The sequence below is a fragment of the Nocardioides panacihumi genome, assembly GCF_039530925.1.
In the GTDB taxonomy this organism is placed as follows: Bacteria; Actinomycetota; Actinomycetes; order Propionibacteriales; family Nocardioidaceae; genus Nocardioides; species Nocardioides panacihumi.
Genome location: NZ_BAAAPB010000004.1, coordinates 567,659 through 589,477, shown reverse-complemented (window position 1 = coordinate 589,477; position 21,819 = coordinate 567,659). Strand labels below are relative to the sequence as shown.

Sequence of the window (21,819 nt, the reverse complement as noted above, 5' to 3'; positions counted from 1 at the left end):
CCGTCACCCGACACGGACCACCACAACAGCTCACCATCAAGTCCGCCACCCCGACCCTCGTCGGCTGAGGCTGAGGCCAAGGCTGAGGCCGAGGCGGCTCACCACCACTCGGAGTCGAGCTTGCCCTCCATGGCGCGAAGGTGCTCGCGTGCGCAGGTGTCGCAGAAGGTCTTGCTCACGCCGCGCTCGACGGCGGTCGCCCAGGTGAGCGTCGCCGCACCTTCGGGCTCCGTCCGACCGCAGTAGTCACAGGTCAGCACAGGTCCAGGAAACCAGAACGGCCCGTCCGTCCCAACACTGGGACGAACGGGCCGTTGGTGTCACACACACCCGCGATCAGGGTGCCGGGAGGTGATCCCGGTTCACAGAGCGCGGGCGAGGGCCAGGCGCGCAAGCTGTGCTGCCTGCTCGGCCTTGCGGCTGAGCCGGCGGGCGCGGGCCAACTGGTGGCCACGCCGCATCTGCTGCGCCTCTCCCAGGCGCGCGGCCATCTGGGCCCGCGCCAGGTCTTCATGCATGGTGTTCATCTCGTTGCTCCTGATTCGGAAAAGCTTCATGAGTGGTTGTTTGCTGCCTAGGCGACGATCGGGTGCTTCCGCGGACGACCGCGGGGGCGCTTGCGGGGGATCACCGTTCCCTGGAGGAACAGCTCACCGCCCCACACGCCCCACGGCTCGCGCCGCGAGAGTGCGCCATCGAGACACATCGCCTGAACAGGGCAGTCCTGGCAGAGCTCCTTGGCGTACTCCACGTCGCTCGGGGACTCGGCGAACCACAGCTCCGGGTTGTTGACCCGGCAGGGCAGTAGTTCGTCGTCGACCTTGCTGGCTTGGTCGTGGAGCAGACCCAAGGTGGGGTCTGTGACTTCGGCCAGCCCAGCCTCGAACGCCTGGTCGGCGCGGTCGAGAACGCTGGTGGTCATCTCGTTCACCTCCTGTGTTTCCTGATCGCTTCGTTCTTCTTGATGCTGCGGTGTGTGACTTGGACTCCGCTTGGGATCTCCCTGGGGAAACAGAAAGGCCGCGGATCCCGTGGTTCGGGTTCCGCGGCCTGGAGGGCTGCCGATGTCATGTCTCAGACAGTCGGTGGTCTCCAGGCGTAGGTCCCACGAACCCAGCCGTTACGGGTGGCGGTGGCCGGCTTGAGAGCCACCTCTCCCTGGGCGAGATCAACGTTGCGCACGGCAAAGTGAGCAGCGCTCGAGCACGGGGCGAAGGCGGCCCGGTAGCCGGACATGCCGATGGACGACTGGGTGTCAGTCGTCTGCTGGATCAGCGTCATGCTCATGTCTGGCCACCTCCTTCAGGGGATCGTGCGCGAAGAACTGCTAGGTCGCAGTGCGCGGTTTCGGGGTCGAGAGAAACGCTAGTGGTCCGACTTCACGGGCTGCAAATCATTTATTGGCTTTTTTTCAGGGAATTTCTGCCACGATCGCGAGCACCTCGTCGCCGTACGCCGTCAGCTTCGCGTCTCCCACCCCGGGGACGCGCAGCAGGTCGCCGCGCGACGCGGGCCGCCGCTCGGCGATCGCCTCGAGCGTGGCGTCGGGAAAGACGACGTACGCCGGCTTCTCGAGCGTCTTCGCCGTCGACGAGCGCCACTCCTTCAGACGGCCGAACAGCTCTTCGTCGTACGGCGCCGGGCAGTCCTCGTGCCGCCCGAGCTTCTTCTCCGTCGCACTGCCCAACGGGCGGCCACAGGTGCGACACATCCGCGCGCCCCGGCTCCCCCTCGACCTCTCGCCTGCACGTGCGCCTTCCTTCACGCTGTCCGGCAGCAGTGGGTCGAGGAAGCGGGACGGCTTGCGGCTGCCGCGCTGACCCGGCTGCCGGGCCGCCGACCACGAGATCGCGAGGTCGCGGCGTGCACGCGTCACACCGACGTAGAGGAGGCGCCGCTCCTCCTCGACCGCGGCCGGGGAGTCCAGGGCGTAGGTGATCGGGAGCGTGCCGTCCTGCAGGCCGACGAGGAACACGGACTCCCACTCGAGTCCCTTGGCGGCATGGAAGGTCGCCAGCGTGACGCCGTCGGCGACGGGGGCGTGCTGGTCGGCGGCGCGGCGGTCGAGGTCGTCGACGAACGCCCCCAGGTCGGGTCGCGCCGTGTCGCCGACGCTCGCCGCGAACGCGGTCGCCTGGTCGATGAGCGCCTGCCACGACTCCCAGCGGTCGCGGACCTGACCGCGCGAGTCCGGCGGGGTCGAGGTCCAGCCCATGCCGGCAAGGGTGCCGTGCACCGTCTCGAGGAAGTCGTCGCCCTCCCCCGACCGGGCGGCCCCGCGCAGCCGGGTCACGGCCTCCCGCACCTCGGGCCGGTCGAAGAACCGTGCCGCGCCGCGGACGACGTACGGGATCCCGGCGGCCGTCAACGCCTCCTCGAAGGTCTCCGACTGGGCGTTGATGCGGAAGAGGATCGCGATCTCGCCGTACGGCCTGCCGTCGGCTCGCAGCTGCCGGATCCGCGCGGCGACGGCGTCCGCCTCGGCAACCTCGTCGGGACGCGGCTGGAAGGTCGCGGTCGGCCCCGCCGGACGCTGGGCACGGAGCTCGACGCCCTGGCTCGGCGACCCGGCGAGCAGCCGGTTGGCCGTCTCGACGACCTGCGGGCTGGACCGGTAGTTGCGGACGAGCTCGACGCTGGTGGTGCGAGGGAACTTCTTCGGGAAGTTGCGCAGGTAGGCGGCGTCCGCGCCGGCGAACGAGTAGATGGTCTGCGCCGGGTCGCCCACCACGCAGAGCTCGTCGCGCCCGCCGAGCCACAGGTCGAGGAGCGCGGACTGCAGCGGCGAGACGTCCTGGAACTCGTCGACGACGAACCACTTGTACTGCCGACGGACCTGCGCGGCGACCCGCTCGTCCTCGGCCAGCAGGCCCGCGGTCAGGAGCAGGATGTCCTCCATGTCCATCCGGCCCTGCTCCCGCTTGACCTCCTCGTAGGACCCGAAGACGCGGCCGACGATCTCCGGGTCGACGTTGGTGACCTGCCGGTCGCGCGCGTGCGCGACCCGGGCGTAGGAGTCGGGATGGACGTTGCTGACCTTGGCCCACTCGACCTCCGAGGCGAGGTCGCGCAACAGCGCCTGGTCGCCGCCGAGGCGGTGCCGTCGCGCGGCCTGGGCCAAGAGGCCGAGCTTGGACTCCGTCAACGTGGGCAGCTCCGTGCCGTGGACGTGCGGCCAGAAGAACCGGAGCTGACGCAGCGCCGCGGAGTGGAAGGTGCGCGCCTGGACCGCACCGGCCCCCATCCCGCGCAGCCGCTGCCGCATCTCGCCGGCCGCGCGCGTCGTGAACGTGACGGCGAGGATCTCGGTCGGGGCGTAGACGCCGGTGGCGACGCCGTACGCGATCCTGTGGGTGATCGCGCGCGTCTTGCCCGTGCCGGCTCCGGCGAGGACGCGGACAGGGCCGCGCAGCGCCTCGGCGACCCGGCGCTGCTCGGGGTCGAGCGCGTCGAGCAGGGCGTCAGGGCTGGAGGTCACAGGCGGGGCTCGATCATGTCGGGAACAGTCCAGGGGTAGCGGTGGTTGCACGGGTGGCGCCGTGGGGGCGTCGGCCAACACCCTAGATGTCGGAGGGGACAGTCTCATGAGCGAGACCTTCACCATGTACACCACCCCGTGGTGCGGCTACTGCCAGCGCCTGAAGGGCCAGCTCGGCCGCGAGGGGATCGTGTTCGAGGAGGTCGACATCGAGCAGCACCCCGACGCGGCGAAGCTCGTCGAGCACGTCAACGACGGCAACCAGACGGTGCCGACCCTGGTGTACGCCGACGGCTCGGCGCACACCAACCCGAGCCTCGTTCAGATCAAGGCGAAGCTGTCCGCGCTGGCCTGATCCTCGCGATCACCAGGAGCCCGGCAACGGGGCGCCGTACCACGACTCGATCAGCGACCGGCTGATCGAGACGGCGCCCGGCAGCTGGATCTCGCCCGACTCGGCAGCCTCGCGCAGCTCGGCGCGGGTGATCCAGCGCGCCTCGGCGATCTCGTCGTCGTCGACACGGATCTCCGTCGAGGACGCCCGCCCGGTGAACCCCAGCATCAGGCTCGCCGGCAGCGGCCAGGGCTGGTTGCCGAAGTAGGACACCTCCCCGACGAGTACGCCGACCTCCTCCGCGACCTCGCGACGGACCGCGTTCTCGAGCGACTCCCCCGGCTCGCAGAAGCCGGCCAACGTCGAGAAGCGACCCTCCGGCCACACCCGTTGGCGGCCGAGCAGGCAGCGCTCCTCTGCGGAGCCTGGGTCACCGGACGTGATCAGCATGATCACGGCCGGGTCCGTCCTGGGGAACTGCGGGTGTCCGTCACTGCAGACCAGCTGGTGACCCGACGAGCGCGGCGAGAGCGGCCCGCCGCACCGCGGGCAGTATCGGGTGGCGTGCAGCCACTCCGCCATGCCGAGCGCGTGGAGGACCAGGGGCGCCTCCCCGTCGCCGGTGGCTCCCGCGAGTGCCGGCAGCAGGCCGCGCAGGGGCACCCACTCCTCGGTGGCCGCCTGGTGGTCCGGGGCGGCGTCGAGGATGACCGCGAAGCACGTCCTGCCGTCGCTCTCGCCGAGCAGCAGACGGGTCCCGTCGGGCGCGGCCTTCGGATGGATCCAGTCGATCCGCCCGTCGTCGAGCCGGACCCTGTTGCCGGCGATGACGAGCGTCCGGGTCTCCGGGTCGCGCCACCGCGAATCGAGCCAGTCCTCGTCGTCGCGATGAGCGTGGAGCCGGTCATGGGCGGAGCGCGCGAGCCGCTCGTGGGGGTGTGTGTCCATGGGCACGCTCCCAAACTAGGGCCTGGGGCAATATCGCGGGAGTCTCCGGTGTTGGGATCACGTGTCCGCACCACTCGAGTCCGTCGTCATCGGCGCCGGACAGGCGGGTCTCTCCGCGAGCTTCCACCTCGGCCGGCGCGGCATCGACCACGTGGTGCTCGACGCCGGCGATGCCCCGGGAGGTGCGTGGCAGCACCGCTGGGACTCGCTCACCATGGCCGATGTCCACGGCGTCGCGTCGCTGCCCGACAGCGAGACGCCGGGCGCACCCGGCAGAGCCAACAGTGTCGTCCCGGCGTACTTCGGCGCCTACGAACGCGACCACCGGCTCCCGGTGATCCGGCCCGTGCGGGTCGACCGGGTGGAGCCGACGGAGGACGACCTGCTGGTCGTGCGTGCCGGCAGCCGCGCGTGGCGCACCCGCACGATCGTGAACGCCACCGGGACGTGGTCGCAGCCCTATGTGCCGTTCTACCCCGGCGCGGCGACCTTCGCCGGTGAGCAGCTGCACACCCGCGGCTACCCCGGCCCCGAGCCGTTCCGCGGGCGCCGGGTGGTCGTCGTCGGTGGCGGAGCGTCAGCCGTGCAGCTCCTCGGCGAGCTGGCCATGGTCGTCGACGAGCCCGAGCGCGACCTGATCTGGGTCACCCGTCGCGAACCCGTCTGGCGCACCGACCGGTTCGACCAGGAGGCCGGCACCGCCGCCGTCGCCCTCGTCGAGGAGCGGGTACGCCGCGGCCTCCCACCCGCCAGCGTCGTCTCCGTCACCGGGCTGATGCTGCGACCTCAGGAGGAGGCCGCCCGTCGGCTCGGTGTCTACGACCGGCGGCTGCCGATGTTCGCCTCGATCGAGCCGTCGGGCGTCCGCTGGGCCGACGGGACGCTGCGCGAGGCCGACGTCATCTTGTGGGCGACCGGCTTCCGGCCCGCCGTCGCGCACCTCGCGCCGCTGCGGCTGCGCAGCGAGCACGGCGGCATCCAGCTCGACCGGCACGGGACCACAGCGGTCGCGGACCCTCGGGTGCAGCTGGTCGGCTACGGGCCATCGGCCTCCACGATCGGCGCGAACAGGGCCGGGCGGTTCGCCGCCCGGGGTGTGGCGTCGTGGCTCGACGCCAACAGCGACTCGAGCGACTCGCGGTCCGGCAGACCGGTGGGCTCGACGATCTCGCCGCTGCGGACGTAGACGAACGCCACCCGGACCCGGTCGAGGGGAACGCCGGTGAGCTCCGCCCAGGCGACCCGGTAGATCGCGAGCTGCAGGGCGTCGGCGGTGGCCGACAGGTTCGTCTTCCAGTCGACGAGCAGCCAGGAGCCGTCCGGCTCCTCGTAGACGGCGTCGATACGGCCCCTCACGACCTGCCCGGCGAGCACCAGCGCGAACGGCGCCTCGACCCTGTAGGGCGCCCGGTCAGCGAACGGCCCCTCCTCGAACGCCTTGATCACCTCGGCGAGGTCGGCGTCGTCCACGATGTCGGCGTCGCCCCGGCCCGGGAGCTCGTCGGGATCGAACAAGTCCTGCTGACCGAACCGAGCCTCGACCCACGCGTGGAACCTGGTGCCGAAGCGCGCGGCCGGCAAGGGCTGTCGGGGCATCGGCCGCGCGATGTCGCGGGCGAACGCCTCGGGGTCGTCGCGCAGCCTCGCGAGGGCGGTCGCGGACAGGCTCTGCGGACGGCGTACGACGACCTGCGCGTCCGACTCCGCTCGCGCCTCCGCCACGAGGCGGTCGATCTCCGCGTCCCACTCGGCGACCCGGGCGGTCTGCAGCATGTCGAGGTCGTCCTCGCCGTCCTGGTCGACGCCCCGCACGAGCTCCGCCGCCGCGAGCCGTCGGAGCGCCTCGCTGCCGGGGCCGGTCGACGGCCAGGGTCGCGACGGGTCGACGGCTGCGTAGGGGTTCGGCGTCAGCTTCGGGTCGGGCTTGGGCAGCCAGTCGACGGGCGCGCCACGCGACTCGAGGTGCTCGCGGACGACGGCCTGGTAGGCCGAAGGCCCGAACGGCGTCTTGCGCGGCGTCCACAGGTAGCTGGTCACCGAGAGCCTGTCCTCGGCTCGCGTGAACGCGACGTAGCCGAGCCGCAGCTCCTCGGCGGCCTCGTGCTCCTTCACGGCCGCTCGGTAGGCGTCGATCGCCGTCTTGTCGAAGCCGACGAGCTCCGGGAGGTCACGGGCGTCGCGGCGCAGTCGGGACGGCAGCACGGAGGGGGTCGTGAGCCAGGTGGGCCGGGTCCGGTTCGAGGGGAAGACCGTCTCGCACACACCGACCAGGAACACCTCCGCCCACTCGAGGCCCTTCGAGCGGTGGACGGTCAGGAGCTTGACCGAGTCCGCGGCCGAGGGGGTCGCCAGCTCCAGGCCGCTGCCCTCCTCGTCCTCGGCGGTCAGGTAGGCCAGCAACGCGGCCATCGACACGTCGCCGTCGATGGCCTGGAAGTCGGCGACGGCCTTGACGAAGAGATCGACGTTGTCGCGCCGGGTCGCGGCCGCAGGGCCCGTCGCCGACGCCAGCTCGACGTCGGTGCCGACCGCGTCGATGACCCGGCGCACGACGTCGAGCAACGGCTCGCCGGCATGCAGACGCAGGTAGCGCAGCTCGGCGGCGAGCAGCCCGAACCGCTCGCGCGCCTCCGGGGAGTACGGCCAGTCGGCAGGGTCACCCGGATCCGCCAGCGCGTCGTCGAGCGCGGGCAGCTCGGCAGGGTCGACGCCGTCCGCGATGGCGACCATGGCGTCGTCGATCGAGCCGGCCTCGGCCGTCCGACGCGCGCCGGCCAGCTCCTGGGCGCGGGACGCCAGCAGCTTCTGGTCACGCGGCCCGACCGCCCAGCGCGGTCCGTTGAGCAGGGTGAGCACCGCGGCGTTGGCGGTGACGTCGTGGAGCAGGTGGAGGACCGCGACGATCTCGGCGACCTCCGGCAGCCGCAGCAGGCCGGCCAGCCCGACGATCTCGACCGGGATCTCGGCCGAGGTCAGCACGTCGAAGACGCGCTCGGCCGACGCGTTGTCGCGGGTCAGCACGGCCAGACGCGACCAGGCCGGCTCGTCAAGCGCGGCGTGGGCCGACGTGATCTCCTGGGCCAGCCAGGCCAGCTCGTCGTCCTGCCGCTCGAAGACCTGCGCGGTCACGCGTCCGGCGCCCTTTCGCGAGTCGGGCACCAGGGGCCGGACACCAGGCGTCGCGTCGTACAGCGGTCGGGCGAGATCGTTCGCGACGCCCAGGATCTCGCTGCCCGAGCGCCGGTTGACCGTCAGGTGGAACAGCCCGACCTCGCCACCGTCGCGCCGCGGGAAGGTGTCGGCGAAGCCGAGGATGTTCGAGACCGACGCCCCCCGCCAGCCGTAGATCGCCTGGTTGGGGTCGCCGACGGCCATCACCGCGTGACCACCACCGAACAGGCGCGAGAGCATGATGGCCTGCGCGGTCGAGGTGTCCTGGTATTCGTCGAGCATCACCACCCTGAACCGCTCCCGCTCCGCCGCACCGACGTCAGGCTGCTCGTCGGCGAGCCTCGCCGCGAGAGCGATCTGGTCGGAGAAGTCCATCAGCCGCAGGTCGGCCTTGACCCGCCGATAGGTCTCGACGAGCTGGAGCAGCTCCTCACGCCGCTCCGCGGCGTCGATCGCCTTCGCGACCGGCTCCAGCCAGGTCTTGCGCGCCTTGCCCGCCTGCTCCTCGGCCAGCGCTCGCTCGAAACCGCGGCGCATCTCGGCGTCGTGAGCCCGCACGTCGTCGGGCCCGCGCAGGTGCTCGTTGAGCGAGCTGTCGAGCGCGAGAAGCCACTGGATCACCGTCGGCGGATGGTCGGACAGCAACATCACCTCGCCGGCGTGACGGTCGATCGCGCGAGCACCGAGCTGGTAGCGCGCCGCGTCCGTGATCACGCGGGTGTCGGGCTCGTGGCCGATCCGCAGACCGTGGTCGGTGAGCAGGCCGGCGGCATAGGCGTTGTACGTCGCCACGGTCGGCTCGAGGACCTCGCCGTCCTCGTCCTCCTCGAGGACGCCGGCATTGTCGAGCGCCTGGCGGATCTTCGCCCGCAGCTGCGCGGTGGCCTTGGTCGTGAAGGTCAGCCCGAGCACCTGGTCGGGCCGCACCTGGCCGGTGACCACGAGGTAGACGACGCGCGCCGCCATCAGCGTCGTCTTGCCCGACCCGGCACCGGCGATCACCACCACCGGCTCCAGCGGAGCGGTGATGGCCTCCCACTGCTCGGGGGACGCAGGGTGCTGCTCCCCCATGATCGCCCGCAGCTCCTCGGGCGTGCGGACCTCCCGCGCGGCACTCATGCCGTCACCGCCGGGGCACCCTTGATCGGGCAGAGGCTCACGTAGTCGCACCGCTTGCAGTGGTCACCCGCGACCGCCGGCAGCTCCTCGGCACGCAGCCGTTGCGCGGCGACCGCGAGCTGTCGACGCAGCTCGACGCGGACGTCGCTGGCGTCGCCATGGGCCGCCTGCCGCTGCACCTTCACGGCCAGTGCCGGATCCGGCATGCCCAGCTGGACGAGCTCTCCGCCACCGCTCCCGGCGCCCGGTGCGTGCAGGTCGACGCCGCCGTTGTCGATCGCGAGCTGGTAGACCGCGAGCTGGGCGTTCGACTCGACAGACCTGTCGCTGGGTGGCACACGACCGGTCTTGAGATCCACGACCACGACCTGTCCGTCATGGTCGAGCTCGAGGCGATCCGCCCGTCCGGTGAGGGTGACGGTGTCGCCGTCGTCGAGCCGTACGTCGGCCCGGAACGGGACCTCCACGTCGATGAGCCGACGCGAGTTGCTCCGGTGCCAGGCGACGAACCGCTCCAGAGCCGACCGGATCCGGGCGTGCTCGCGCTGCGCTGCCCACTGCACCCGGAAGCTCAGCCGGTCCCACACCGCGTCGACGTGCTCCATGAGCACGTCGACGTCGGGTGGGAGGTCGTCCGTCGCGATGCGTTGGGCGAGCGCGTGCACGATCTCGCCCACGTTGGCGGCCTGGTGCGAGGCCGTGATGCCGCCCGCCTCGCGGGAGAGGAACCACTGCGTCGGGCACTGGAGCAGTCCATCCAGGACGCTCGGCGAGATCGGAACCGGCTTCGCCGGGTCGCGTAGCGGTGCGACGGAGCGGGATGCCGAGCGTGTGCCCCACCAGGTCGAGGGGTCGGCGGCGGGCACGAGAGCACGCTCTCCGCGGGACTCGGCGGCGAGGCGGGCCAGCCGGCGCGCCGCAGCGAGCCGCAGCGGCTGCTCGGTGTCGGGATCGGCGACGACGCGGCGCAGCTCGGCGACCAGGCCGCCGAGCGAGAGCGGGCGGCGCGGGCGGCCGATCGTGCGCTCCACGGTGACCCCGAGCTCGTCGAGGAACCGGCTCGGCTGCTCGCCCTCGTCGTCGTCGGAGTGGACGGCCGTGACGACGAGCCGCTCACGGGCACGGGTGCACGCGACGTAGAACAGCCGGCGCTCCTCGGCGAGCAGCTCGCGCGGCGTCAGCGGCGGCACGACGCCGTCCTCACCGATCCGGTCCGGCTGCAGCAGGCTGCTGCGCCGGCGCAGGTCGGGCCACGCCTCCGCCTGCACGTGGGCGACGACGACGAGCCGCCACTCCAGACCCTTGGACCGGTGGGCGGTCAGCAGCCGCACCGCAGAGCCGCGCGCGCCGCGCTCGGCCAGTGTGTCGGCAGGGATCTGCTGGGCCGAGAGGAGCTCGAGGAAGGTGCGGGCGCTGGCTCGGTCGCGCTGCGCTGCGATCCGCGCCGCCGTCTCGAAGAGGGCAAGGATCGAGTCGAGGTCACGGTGCGCCCGACGGGCCGCGCCACCACCGAGCTCGACAGCGCGGTGCAGCCTCTCCGGCCAGCGGGTCGAGGACCACAGCTCCCACAGCAGCTCCTCCGGGCTCGCACCGTCCCGCTCCCGGTCGGCGACCCCGTGCAGGAGCTCCACGGTCGCCCGGACCCTCGACATGTCGCTGTCGTCGACGCCGGCCAGGAAGTCCCGGTCGACCATGGCGTAGCGCAGCAGCTCCTGGGAGGAACGGGACGGACGACCCTCGTCGGCCGCTTGGGACTTCTCCCGCGCACGCAGGGCGCGCGCCAGTCGGCGTACGTCCGGGGCGGTGAGACCCCCGAGCGGGCCGGTCAGGATGCTCTCGACCTGGGCGTGGCCGACGTAGTCGATGTGCTCGACGTCGTCGTTGCCGAGGTTGAGGGCCGCCCGCAACGCGGCGAGCAGCGGCTCGACGGCGGGGTCGCGCACGAGCGGCACCTCGTCCCCCGCCACCTCGACGGGGACTCCGAGCGCACCCAGCGCCCGGCGCAACGGCGGGATCGTCGAACGCCCTGACCGGACGAGCACCGCCATCTCGTCCCAGCCGATCCCGTCCTCGAGATGCGCGCGGCGCAGCAGGTCGGCCAGGTGCTCGGCCTCCGCACGCTCGCTGTCGAACGTCATCACCTGCACGCGGCCTGCGGGGCCATCGGCCTGCGGCGCCAGGAACGCCGTACGCGCCTCCTCGTCGATCGTGCCCGGCAGACCGATCCGCCCGGCCACTCGCTGGGCCGCGGTGAGGACGCGCGGGCCGAACCGCCGCGTGGTGCGCAGCGCAACGACGGGCGCGGGCGCGCCTGAGACCTGGGGGAACTCCGTCGGGAACTCCAGGATCCCCCGCACCTCCGCCCCGCGGAAGCCGTAGATCGACTGGTGCGGGTCACCCACGACCACCAGGTCGCGGCCGTCGCCCGCGAGGGCGCGCAGCAGGGCGACCTGGCCGGGGTCGGTGTCCTGGTATTCGTCGACGAACACGTGTCGGTAGCGGGCCCGCAGCTCGTCGCGGTGGGCGTGGGCCTCGAGCGTCGCGCGACGGATCAGGTCCGCGTAGTCGGTCGCACCCTGGCTGTCGAGGTTGGTCAGGTAGGAGTCGAGGAAGAGCCCGGCGGCGACGAACTCCGGGATCTGCTCGCGCTCGCCGAGGGCCTGCAGGTCCTCGCCCTCGAGACCCTTCTCCCGCGCTCGGGACAGCACCGCCTGCACCTCGCGGGCGAAACCGCGGGTGCCGAGCGCGCCCCGGAGCCCGTCGGGCCAGTGGACGGACTCGGGGTGGTCGGAGAGCAGCTCGCGAAGCACGACGTCGGCCTCGGGAGCGCTCAGCAACCGGAGCGGGGCCTCGTAGAGCTCCGCAGGCGCATAGGCACGGATCAGCCCGTAGGCGAAGGAGTGGAACGTCGAGCACGGCGTGCCGCTCATCGTCCGGCCCAGCCGCGCCGTGATCTGGTCGCGCAGCTGGTCGGCGGCCTTGCGGGAGAACGTCAGCGCCAGCACCTGGTCCGGCTCGGCACCGCGCCCCTCGATGCGATCGACGATCGCCTCGACCAGCGTCGTGGTCTTGCCGGTGCCCGGACCGGCGAGCACGAGCATCGGGCCGCCGACGTGGTCGACGACTCGCTGCTGGTGGTCGTCGAGCGCTGGTGGCACCGGCGCAGGGGCCGGGTCGCTGAGACGGTACGTCGCACGGGAGCTCATGTCGGGATCCACTCCATCACGACGGACCGACAACTTGGGCGAGACCTGCCATTCCGTGTCGCGGGAGACGGTGTGAGGCTGACCGCCATGACCGGTCCTCTTGCTGATCTGCTCGTGCTCGACCTGACCCGCGCCCTCGCCGGGCCCCACGCCGCGATGACACTCGGCGACCTCGGCGCCCGGGTCGTCAAGATCGAGTCGCCCGCGGGCGACGACGCCCGGTCCTGGGGACCGCCGTTCATGGACGATGCGGAGCGGACGTCGACGTACTTCCTGTCGGCGAACCGCAACAAGGAGTCGGTCGTCCTCGACCTCAAGGCGCCCGACGACGCCAAGCTGCTGGAGCGGATGGTCGAGCGTGCGGACGTCCTGATGGAGAACTTCCGACCCGGCGTGCTGGATCGGCTCGGCTTCTCCGCGGCTCGTCTGCACGAGCTGAACCCCCGCCTCATCATCCTGTCCATCACCGGGTTCGGCCACGACGGGCCCGAGGCGTCCCGCGCCGGCTACGACCAGATCGCGCAGGGCGAGGCGGGCATCATGTCGCTGACCGGCGTCTCGGTCCCCACGAAGGTCGGCGTCCCGATCGGCGACCTGGTGGCCGGGGTCAACGGCGTCGTGGGCGTGCTCGCCGCGCTCCACGAGCGCGCCGCGACCGGCCGCGGCAAGGTCGTCCGGACGTCGCTGCTGGCGAGCATGGTCGGCTTCCACGCGTTCCAGGGGACGCGATGGACCGTCGCCCACGAGGTGCCGGGGCTGGCCGGGGACCACCACCCCTCGATCGCGCCGTACGGCATGTTCGCGACCGCGACGGCACCGATCCAGATCGCTTGCGGCTCGGAGTCGCTGTGGCAGGCGCTGTGCGGCGCGTTCGGCTGGGACCCGGCGGAGGCAGGACTGGCGACCAATCGGGAGCGGGTGGCGAACCGCACCGCACTCGTCGAACGGCTGGAGGCGCACTTCGCGAACGACCCGGCCGAGCACTGGCTCGCGCTCCTGGACGCCGCCGGAGTGCCGGCCGGCAAGGTCCGCTCGCTCGACGACGTCTACAACTGGGAGCAGACCCGCTCGCAGGGGCTCGTGCTGAGCGTCGAGCACCCGACGCTCGGCGAGATCGAGCTGCCCGGCTCGCCGTTGCGCTTCGACGACAACACCTACTCCGGCGGCCGGCCCGTCCACGCGGCTCCCCCGCTGCTCGGCGAGCACTCGGACGCGATCAGGGCGGAGTTTGGCTGACCCGCGCCCGGACATCATCCACCGCTCCGGACGTCATACGGTGTGGTCGCCGGAGCCGCCAGGTCGTATGACGTCCGAGTGCCATCATGTGTCCATGGCGTACGACGAGGAGCTGGCTGCCCGCGTACGGGAGCTCGTCCCGCCAGGCACACCGGAGATGAAGATGTTCGGGGGTCTGGCGTTCATGGTGAACACCCACATGGCGGTCGGCCTGTCCGGCGACGGCCTGCTGCTCCGCGTCGACGACCCTGACGAGGCGACTGCCCGGGGCGCCGAGCAGATGATGATGGGCGAGCGGGTCATGAAGGGCTTCATGCGCGTGCCCGGTCCGGCCGTCGCGACCGACGACACGCTGGCCGCATGGGTCGCGCCCGCGGTCGCCGAGGCACAGGCGAAGCCCCCGAAGCCCCCGAAGAAGTAGGGAACCCGTCCGGACGTCATACGGGGTGGTCGCCAGAGCAGCCGACCCGTATGACGTCCGGACGACGGATCAGCCCAGGTCGACGATCGCAGCGACCGGGCCGCCGCCCTCGGGACCCTGGTGCGCCGCGGAGACGGACACGAACACCGCCGGGTCGCCCGTGACCGCCGCCGTCACGCCGCCCACGGCGGCCTTGATCTGACGGTGCCAGTGCACGTCGGAGTCGTCCAGCATCGCGTTGCGACGGCCGCGGACGTGTCCGTCCTGCGAGGCCTCGCACTTGAGGAACACGTTGACCAGCCGGCCGTCCAGGTCGGAGGTGTGCGGCCGCTCGGGCAGGTCGAGACCGGCGGAGCGGATCGCGTCCCAGATGCCGTCGGCGTCAAGAGCGTCGTCCATCACGGAGTGGCCGATCCGGTAGCGCCCTCCGACCCCGCGCGCGTTGCCGACGACGACCACCTGGGCACGGTCCAGCTCGACGCCGGACGAGCACGAGGCGACCGCTGAGAAGAGCGACCGGTCGCGCATGATCTCGTCGTCTGTCGGCATCTCGATCTCACCGAGCGCGACGGCGATGCCGAGCGCCGTCCCACCGTTGGAGACGTCCATCGAGTGCAGCGTGTCCTCGGTGAAGACCGTCTTCCCCCGAGCGTGCGCGTCGGCGATGGTCTTGAGCACGAGCAAGGGCGTCTTGGTCTGCACGTAGTGCACGTCTGCGGTGTCCGTGATCCCGGCCCGCTCCATCGCCACCTTGACCGCGGCGGCGACCTTCTCGACCATGGCCACCCGGCCGATGTCCTCGGGAAGCAGCTCCTCGCTCATCGCGTAGCCCACGGTCAACCGCAGGTCGTCGCTCGGCTCCGCGTCGACGGTCGCGAAGATCGTCGCATGGGGGCTGATGACACCGTCGGTGCCGCCCGACCACACGATCGGGACCTCCTTCACGGCCTCGGGGTCGGCGCCACGGGAGACGAGGGCCTCGCGGAACGCACGGTCGGCGAGGATGCGGGTGTAGTCGTTGACGCCACCGTTGCCCTCCGTCTTGCCGACCACGGCGATGACACGGTCGGCGGCGAACACGCCGTCGTCGATGAGCTTCACCAGCTCCGAGGCGTCGGAGACGTGGTGCAGCGGCACCTTGCGAACTTCGATCGCGGGCATCAGTTGATCCTTTCCAGATCTGGCTTGACGAGTGTGCCGGCGGTGCCGGCGAGGGCGGGAACGATGTCGTCGAGCGCGCAGATCGACGCCCGGCGCCCCGTCTGCCTGACGAAGCGCATCGCGGCCTCGACCTTGGGACCCATCGACCCGGCACCGAACTCCCCGGCGTCGGCGTGGGCCTGCAGCTCTCCGAGCGTCACGTGCCCCAGCGCGCGCTCCGAGGGCGTGCCGTAGCCGAGCAGGACCTGCGGCACGTCGGTCGCGATGACGAGTACGTCGGCCGCGACCGCCTCGGCGAGCACGGCGGCGGCGAGGTCCTTGTCGATCACGGCCTCGACGCCGTGCAGCACGCCGTCCTCCGGGTCGGCGACGACCGGCACGCCTCCGCCACCGCCGGCGATGACGACGTACCCGCTGTCCGCCAGGGCGCGGACCGCCGGGACGTCGATGATCTGCTGCGGCTGCGGGCTCGCCACGACACGGCGCCATCCCTTGGCGCCGAAGTCGCGCCAGACCTCGCCGTGGTCGATGAGGACCTGCGCCTCGTCGCGTGGAAGGTAGCGACCGATCGGCTTCGACGGCTCGAGCATGCCCGGGTCGTCGACCTGCACCAGCGTGCGCGTCACGAGGGCGGCGACCGGGCGGTGGGCGCCACGGACGTGCAGCTCGTGCTCGAGAGCGTTGGAGAGCAGGACGCCGATGGTCGCCTGCGTCTGCGCGACGCACCAGTCCAGCGGGACGGGCGGGACCACGGCGGCGGCGAGCTCGTTCTTCACGAGCAGGTTGCCGACCTGGGGCCCGTTGCCGTGCGTGACGACGACCTCGTGGCCGGCCGCGACGAGGTCGGCGAGCCCGGCGGCGGCTCGGGCGGCGGCGGCGATCTGGTCCTCCGGCCGGGCGCGCCCGTCGGGGCTGCTCAGAGCGTTGCCGCCGAGTGCGCAGAGCACTCTCATGGGAGGACCCTCATGGACAGAACGCTAGGGGCGCGGCCGGTGCTGCGGCATGGGCAGGTGTTGCCAACGGCGGGCCCGAGACGTCATACGTAGTGGCCGTGCGGGGAGCCGGTTCGTATGACGTCAGCGGCCGCCGGCCACCCGCACCGTCGTCGCCGTGACGTACGACGCCTCGGGACCCATCAGCCAGGCGACCGTGGCCGCGATCTCGTCGGGTTCCGCCGGCCGGCCGAGCGGCACGGCGCCACCGATCCGCTCGAGCCGTCCGGCGTCGCCGGAGTCCGCGTGCATCCGCGTCCGGATCGCGCCGGGGGCGACCCCGACGACGCGCACGCCGTCAGGACCGACCTCCTTCCCTAGGCCGAGCGTCAGCGTGTCCACGCCCGCCTTGGCGGCGGCGTAGTGGACGTACTCCCCGGGCGATCCGATCGTCGCGGCCCCTGAGCTGAGGTTGACGATGACGCCGCCCTGTCCGCCGTACGAGCGGCCCAGCGCCCGCACCGCTGCCCGGGCGACGAGCAGCGGGGCGACCAGGTTGACCTCGACGACGCGGCGCACGACGTCCGGGTCGGTGTCCGCGAGCGGGCCCAGCGGGCCCGCCCAGCCGGCGTTGTTGACGACTCCGGTGAGCGGTCGGCCCGCCGCCGCGAAGAGTGCGTCGACCCCGGCCGGGTCGGCGAGGTCGGCGGCGACCGGGTCGCACCCGACCCCGAGAGCGCGGATCTCGGCCGCCGTCGCCTCCGCGGCCTCCCGGTCGGCGCGGTAGCCCAGCACCAGGTCGTGTCCAGCCGCGGCGAGTCGGCGGGCGATCGCCGCTCCGATGCCCCGGGTCCCCCCGGTGACGAGCGTTCTCAGTTCGTGCACGGCCTCATTCTGGCCGGTCGTCGTCCTGCTCCGCCTCCGGGGCGAACCGCGGGCTCGCCAGGAAGTACTGCCCCAGCAGGCCCGGCTTCTTCTTCGGCGCCCGCTCCGGCTCGGGCACGATCCTGCCCTGCGCGGCGTCCCAGAACGCGTCCGTCGTGCGCATCATCCGACGCGAGACCCTGCCCCAGACGCCCCCGTGCGGCTGGTGCGGGTGCGGCCGGCTCGGCTCCTCCGGCTCGACGCGGCGGATGCGCTCGGTGATCGCCTCGAGGCGGTCGTCGTCGAGGCTGTCGGTGAGAGCGTTCGCGAGCTCCTCCTCGTGCTGGCGCTGGTCGGCGAGCGCGTCGTCGACCTCCGCCCACAGCGTCGGCCAGGAGTAGCTGCCCTCGATCGAGGAGCCGTACTCATGGGCGTTGACGTGGAAGAGCAGCACCTCGAGTCGCTTCACCGACGCGGTGTACTCGTGGGACAGGGTCCGCCCGTCCGGCAGCTTCGCGTACGCCGGCAGCAGCACGTCGTCGAGCGCGTGCAGGTGCTTGCTGGTGGACCCGAGGAAGTCGTCGATGCGGTGCCGCTCGAGTCGCGGGTCGTCGCGCGTCCCGTGCATCTGACGAGCCGTCGCGAGACGCGCGGCCAGGTCGTCGTGTGTCGATCGGACGTAGTCGGTCAAGCAGGCCGTCTTGGTGCTCATGGGCGCCACCTCGATGATGTCGATCTCTTCCAACAGTGCCTTCCTGTTCACGAGATCACAAGGCGCGCGGTTCACCGGACGGAGTCATCCGACGGAGTCATCCCACGGCGCACTCGGCGGGGTCAGCCGCGCAGGTCGACCTCGGCGTACGCCGGCCCGCCGGCGAGGCGCGCGTAGCCGGGTCCGCGGTCGAAGAACACGTCGTCGACCCGCGTGCGAGTGGCCCGCTCGGCGGCGGTCGCGCCGGCATCGAAGCCCAGCCCGTCGCCCTCGCCCGTGAGCACGACCGCGTAGTCGTCGTACGCCGCCTGCGGTGAGACCTTGCGCCAGAGCACGTCCCGCACCACGAGGGCCGGATCGCGCTCGAGCGGGTCGCCCCAACCGCCACCGCCGGTGGTGCGGATCCGGATCACCTCGCCGGCCTTGACCGGCGCCGCGTCGGCGAGCGCGTCGATCTCCCGCTCGTCCGGCCCGCCGGGGTCGATGGTCACCTCGAACGGCCTGCCCGCCTTGCCGCCCGCCACTCCCCAGCACGCCAGGATCGAGCGGTCCGCGATCGACATGAAGTGAGCGTCCTTGAGCATCCGGATGTGCTTCTCGTAGCCCAGTCCGCCGCGGTGCTTGCCCGCTCCCCCGCTGTCCACGGCGAGCGAGAGCGACTCGACCCGGAACGGGAAGCGCGCCTCCGTGAACTCGGTGGGCAGGTTCCGCGAGTCGGGCACGACGTGGATCGTGTCCTCGCCGTCGCCGTGCGGCCGCCCGCCGGCCCCACCGCCGAGCACCTCGCGCATCAGGTAGGGCCGCCCGTCGCGGTCCTCGCCGTAGACGCCGGTGTAGCGGATCGTCTCCTGGTCGGCCGGCATCCGCCCGTCGACCGCCTTGGCGACCACCCCGGCGAGCACGCCGAGCAGCCGCAGGATGACGAAGGTGCGCGCGTTGGTCGGGGCCGGGAAGACCGGCGTCAGCAGGGTGCCGGGCTCGGGGAACCGCATCTCGATGAGGGGCACGATGCCCTCGTTGACGTCGAGCTCGGCCATCCGCTCGGGGGTGTCGGCGAGGTTGCGGAGGATCGGCGCCAGCCACTTCTTGAGGAAGACGCCGTCGCTGTAGTCGCCGCAGTGGTTGATCGGCCCCTTCGCCTGCGGACCGGTCCCGTCGAAGTCGAGGATGATCCGCTCGCCCTCGGGGTCCTCGGGCGCGGTGCGGGTGAGCGTGATCCGCTGGGTGTGCAGCATCGGCTCGTCGACGCCGTCGTGCTCGGCGTAGTCCTCCCACGTCCAGGTGCCGACCGGGATCTTGGCGAGGATCTCGCGGCGGTAGGTCTCCGTGGTCCGGCTGATGATCGCGTCGAAGGCGCTCTCGACCGCACCGACGCCGTACCGCTCGAAGAGCTCGCCGAGCCGGCGAGCGCCCATCAGGCAGGCGCTGCACTCGGCGTCGAGGTCGGCCGCGAGCGACTCGGGCATCCGGGAGTTGCGGGTCATGATCGCGAGCGCGGAGCGGTTCGGGACGCCCTCGCTCCACAGCTTGATCGGGGGCACCATGAGCCCTTCCTCGAAGACGCTGGTCGCGGCGCTCGGCATCGAGCCGGGCACCGCTCCGCCGATGTCGTCGTGGTGGCCGAACGCCTGGACGAACCCGACGACCCGCCCGTCCGCGAACACCGGGACGGTCACGCACAGGTCGGGGAGGTGCCCGATGCCGCCCTCGGAGCGGTAGACGTCGTTGTGGAAGAAGACGTCGCCGGGCCGCATCTGCTCGATCGGGAAGTCGCGGGCGACCGGGTGGACGAGCGCGCTGTACGAGCGGCCGGTGAGCTTGCGCAGCAGCCGGTCGTGGATGCCGGCGCGGAAGTCGTGCGCGTCGCGGATCATCGGGCTGCGGCTGGTCCGCGCGATGGCCGTCTCGACCTCCTGCTCGACGGCGGCCAGGCTGCCCTGGACGATCTCGACGAGGACCGGGTCGGCGCTCGCGCCGGCGTCGTCGGTGAGATGGCCGAACGGGAACTGGGTGGGAACGCGACGGCTCATGCTCCGCCTCCGTCTTCTGAGTGCGCGCGGGTCACGATGAGGTTGAGGTAGGCGTCCACGGTCGCCGTGAAGCCGGGGTGGATCGGCACGGTCGACCCGAACTCCTCGATGATGGCGGGGCCCTCGACGCGTGCGCCGGGAGCGAGGTCGCTGCGCCGCACGACCGGCGTGTCGACGTACTTCTCGGCGGCGTCGAAGCACACGGGCCGGTACGCGTCCTCGCCGGCGGTCGTGGTGGCTCCCGACGCGTCGGCCCGCTTGATCTCGGGCCGCTGGATCGGCCCGATCCCCGTGACGCGGAGGTTGACCCACTCGACCTGCTGGGTGGGGTCGGTGCTGAAGTCATAGCCGTACGTCGACCGGTGCTCGGCGTGGAAGCGACCAGCGACGACGTCCAGCGTGTCGACCGTGACCGGGCCGTCGGGGACCGGCACCCGGACCTCGAACGCCTGCCCGAAGTAGCGCAGGTCCGCCGTGCGCACGAACTGGTGCTGCTCGGCCGCGAACCCCTCCCCGCTGAGGGCCACCGAGGCCCGGGACGTGAGGTCGTCGTAGGTCCGGCCGACCGCGTCGGCGTCGAGCACGGAGGCGAGCGAGACGTGCGTCTGCACGTAGTCGTTCTTGACGTCGACGGTGAGCAGCCCGAAGGCGCTGACGTTGCCCGGGTTCGGCGGGACCAGGACGGTCGGGATGCCGAGCACGTCCATCAGCCGGCACAGCAGCAGCGAGCCGGAGCCGCCGAACGTGACGAGCGTGAAGTCGCGGACGTCGAGTCCCCGCTTCACCGTGACCTGACGCAACGCGTTGGCCTGGTTCCACGCCGAGATCTCGAGGATCCCGGTCGCGCATGCCTCAGGACTCATGCCGAGTCTCTCGGCGAGCGCCTCCAGGCCGGCCCGGGCGGCCGGGACGTCGAGCGGGATCTCGCCGCCGAGGAGGTGGGGAGGGATGCGGCCGAGCACGACGTGCGCGTCGGTCACGGTGACCTCGGCGCCGCCCTGGCCGTAGCAGATGGGGCCCGGCGCGGCGCCGGCCGACTGCGGGCCGACCTTCAGGCTGCCCTCGGGCGAGAGCCAGGCGATCGAGCCGCCACCGGCGCCGACCGTGACGACGTCGATCATCGGGATCTTGGACGGGAACGCCCCGACGCTGCCCTCGGTCGTCAGCGTCGGCTCGCCGTCGATGACGACCGAGACGTCGGTCGAGGTGCCGCCCCCGTCCGAGGTCAGCACGCGGTCGAAGCCGGCGACCTTGGCGATCAGCGCGGCGCCGAGCGCGCCGGCCGCCGGGCCGGACAGGACCGTGGTGATCGGCTGGTGGACGACCTCGTCGGCCGAGAGCACGCCTCCGTTGGACTTCATGACGTAGAACGGCGGCGCGCCCTGCCGGTCGCCCTGTCCGTCACTGAGCCCGTCGCTGAGCCCGGCGAGCCTGGTCTGGATGTTGCCGACGTAGGAGCGCAGCCGCGGCTTGACGGCGGCGTCGACCAGGGTGGTCATGGAGCGCTCGTACTCGCGGTACTCGCGCAGCACCTCGCTCGAGATGCTGACGACGGCGTCGGGGTGATCCTCGGCGAGCACCTGGCGCATCCGCTCCTCGTGCGCCGAGTTGGCGTAGGCGTGCAGGAAGCTGACGCCGAGCGTGTTGATGCCCTGCGCCCGGAACCACCGGGCGACGTCGCGCGCGCCCTGCTCGTCGAAGGGACGCACCTCGTTGCCCTCGAAGTCCATCCGGCCCTCGACGCCCTTGACGAGGTGGCGCGGCACGATCCGGTCGGGCTTCACCCAGAAGTAGGAGTTGCCGTAGCCGTCGGGCACCGACTGCCGAGCGATCTCCAGCATCGCCTCGTAGCCGGCGTTCGTGATGAAGCCGAGCCGGTCGACCTTGCCCTCGAGCAGCTGGTTGGTCGCCACGGTGGTGCCGTGCGAGATGGCCGCGATCGCCTCGCCGTCCTCCGGACCGAGGCCGATCAGCCCGAGGCCCTTCTCGACGCCGGCGAGGAAGCCCTCCGCCGGGTCGTGCGGCGTGCTCGGCGTCTTGGTGGTGACCACCTCGCCGTTCGTCTCGTCGAACACCACGACGTCGGTGAAGGTGCCGCCGGTGTCGATCCCGATCCTGATGCTGCGGGGCGGTCGCATGCCGCAGATCCTTCCGTCGTACGACGGCTCCGGGCGACGGCACGATCTGCCGACGAAGCGGCGTTTCGT

The 21,819-nt window shown here is 72.0% G+C and carries 17 protein-coding genes and 1 pseudogene; 4 read left to right on the top strand and 14 right to left on the bottom strand.

Features of this window, described 5'->3' with window-relative positions; all coding sequences use genetic code 11:
• Positions 1–98: 98 nt before the first annotated feature.
• From ABD205_RS18925 to ABD205_RS18905, 5 genes are all read right to left on the bottom strand, one after another.
• Entirely contained in the window at positions 99–260 is a 162-nt protein-coding gene (locus ABD205_RS18925; protein WP_344047531.1) for a hypothetical protein, read from the bottom strand.
• A gap of 102 nt (positions 261–362) precedes the next feature.
• Positions 363–527 (bottom strand): hypothetical protein, encoded by a 165-nt coding sequence (locus tag ABD205_RS18920; RefSeq protein WP_344047529.1) that lies wholly within the window; start codon positions 525–527, stop codon positions 363–365.
• A gap of 47 nt (positions 528–574) precedes the next feature.
• A complete protein-coding gene (locus ABD205_RS18915; protein ID WP_344047527.1) occupies positions 575–922 on the bottom strand; it encodes a WhiB family transcriptional regulator in 348 nt (115 codons plus the stop codon).
• 152 nt (positions 923–1,074) lie between these two features.
• On the bottom strand, positions 1,075–1,287 hold the full coding sequence (locus ABD205_RS18910; protein WP_344047524.1) for a hypothetical protein: 213 nt from the start codon (positions 1,285–1,287) through the stop codon (positions 1,075–1,077).
• 124 nt (positions 1,288–1,411) lie between these two features.
• The gene (locus tag ABD205_RS18905; RefSeq protein ID WP_344047521.1) at positions 1,412–3,478 is read right to left on the bottom strand and encodes an ATP-dependent DNA helicase UvrD2; all 2,067 of its coding nucleotides are present in this window, start codon (positions 3,476–3,478) and stop codon (positions 1,412–1,414) included.
• A gap of 106 nt (positions 3,479–3,584) precedes the next feature.
• Here ABD205_RS18905 and ABD205_RS18900 point away from each other — a divergent pair, with 106 nt between their 5' ends.
• Positions 3,585–3,833, top strand: coding sequence for a mycoredoxin (locus ABD205_RS18900; RefSeq protein WP_344047519.1), 249 nt, complete (start codon positions 3,585–3,587; stop codon positions 3,831–3,833).
• 9 nt (positions 3,834–3,842) lie between these two features.
• Here the strand turns inward: ABD205_RS18900 and nudC are convergent, their stop codons facing one another.
• The gene (gene nudC / locus ABD205_RS18895) at positions 3,843–4,760 is read right to left on the bottom strand and encodes an NAD(+) diphosphatase (RefSeq protein WP_344047517.1); all 918 of its coding nucleotides are present in this window, start codon (positions 4,758–4,760) and stop codon (positions 3,843–3,845) included.
• Positions 4,761–4,821: 61 nt separating this feature from the next.
• Here nudC and ABD205_RS18890 point away from each other — a divergent pair, with 61 nt between their 5' ends.
• Entirely contained in the window at positions 4,822–5,946 is a 1,125-nt protein-coding gene (locus ABD205_RS18890) for an NAD(P)-binding domain-containing protein (RefSeq protein ID WP_344047515.1), read from the top strand.
• Between the two features lie 2 nt (positions 5,947–5,948).
• On the opposite strand, the pseudogene ABD205_RS18885 reads toward ABD205_RS18890, so the two are convergent.
• Positions 5,949–9,002, bottom strand: a pseudogene (locus ABD205_RS18885) (ATP-dependent helicase); the annotation flags it as partial.
• A gap of 44 nt (positions 9,003–9,046) precedes the next feature.
• Positions 9,047–12,256, bottom strand: coding sequence for an ATP-dependent helicase (locus tag ABD205_RS18880; RefSeq protein WP_344047513.1), 3,210 nt, complete (start codon positions 12,254–12,256; stop codon positions 9,047–9,049).
• An 87-nt stretch (positions 12,257–12,343) separates the two neighbouring features.
• On the opposite strand from ABD205_RS18880, the gene ABD205_RS18875 reads away from it, so the two are divergent.
• Both ABD205_RS18875 and ABD205_RS18870 read left to right on the top strand, forming a co-directional pair.
• The gene (locus ABD205_RS18875; RefSeq protein ID WP_344047511.1) at positions 12,344–13,492 is read left to right on the top strand and encodes a CaiB/BaiF CoA transferase family protein; all 1,149 of its coding nucleotides are present in this window, start codon (positions 12,344–12,346) and stop codon (positions 13,490–13,492) included.
• A gap of 94 nt (positions 13,493–13,586) precedes the next feature.
• On the top strand, positions 13,587–13,913 hold the full coding sequence (locus ABD205_RS18870) for a TfoX/Sxy family protein (RefSeq protein ID WP_344047509.1): 327 nt from the start codon (positions 13,587–13,589) through the stop codon (positions 13,911–13,913).
• Positions 13,914–13,982: 69 nt separating this feature from the next.
• Here ABD205_RS18870 and bar read toward each other — a convergent pair whose 3' ends face one another.
• The 6 genes from bar to ABD205_RS18840 form a co-directional block, all read right to left on the bottom strand.
• A complete protein-coding gene (gene bar / locus ABD205_RS18865) occupies positions 13,983–15,074 on the bottom strand; it encodes a barbiturase (RefSeq protein WP_344047507.1) in 1,092 nt (363 codons plus the stop codon).
• On the bottom strand, positions 15,074–16,027 hold the full coding sequence (locus ABD205_RS18860) for a carbamate kinase (protein ID WP_344047505.1): 954 nt from the start codon (positions 16,025–16,027) through the stop codon (positions 15,074–15,076). Before ABD205_RS18860 ends, bar begins: the two co-directional genes overlap by 1 nt.
• 123 nt (positions 16,028–16,150) lie before the next feature.
• The gene (locus ABD205_RS18855; protein WP_344047503.1) at positions 16,151–16,891 is read right to left on the bottom strand and encodes an SDR family oxidoreductase; all 741 of its coding nucleotides are present in this window, start codon (positions 16,889–16,891) and stop codon (positions 16,151–16,153) included.
• A 4-nt stretch (positions 16,892–16,895) separates the two neighbouring features.
• Positions 16,896–17,582 carry a hypothetical protein gene (locus ABD205_RS18850; protein WP_344047501.1) on the bottom strand — a complete coding sequence of 229 codons (687 nt, stop codon included), beginning with the start codon at positions 17,580–17,582 and terminating at the stop codon, positions 16,896–16,898.
• Between the two features lie 122 nt (positions 17,583–17,704).
• Entirely contained in the window at positions 17,705–19,612 is a 1,908-nt protein-coding gene (locus ABD205_RS18845; protein WP_344047499.1) for a hydantoinase B/oxoprolinase family protein, read from the bottom strand.
• Positions 19,609–21,750 (bottom strand): hydantoinase/oxoprolinase family protein, encoded by a 2,142-nt coding sequence (locus ABD205_RS18840; RefSeq protein ID WP_344047497.1) that lies wholly within the window; start codon positions 21,748–21,750, stop codon positions 19,609–19,611. The genes ABD205_RS18845 and ABD205_RS18840 overlap by 4 nt, the downstream gene beginning before the upstream one ends.
• Positions 21,751–21,819 lie beyond the last annotated feature (69 nt).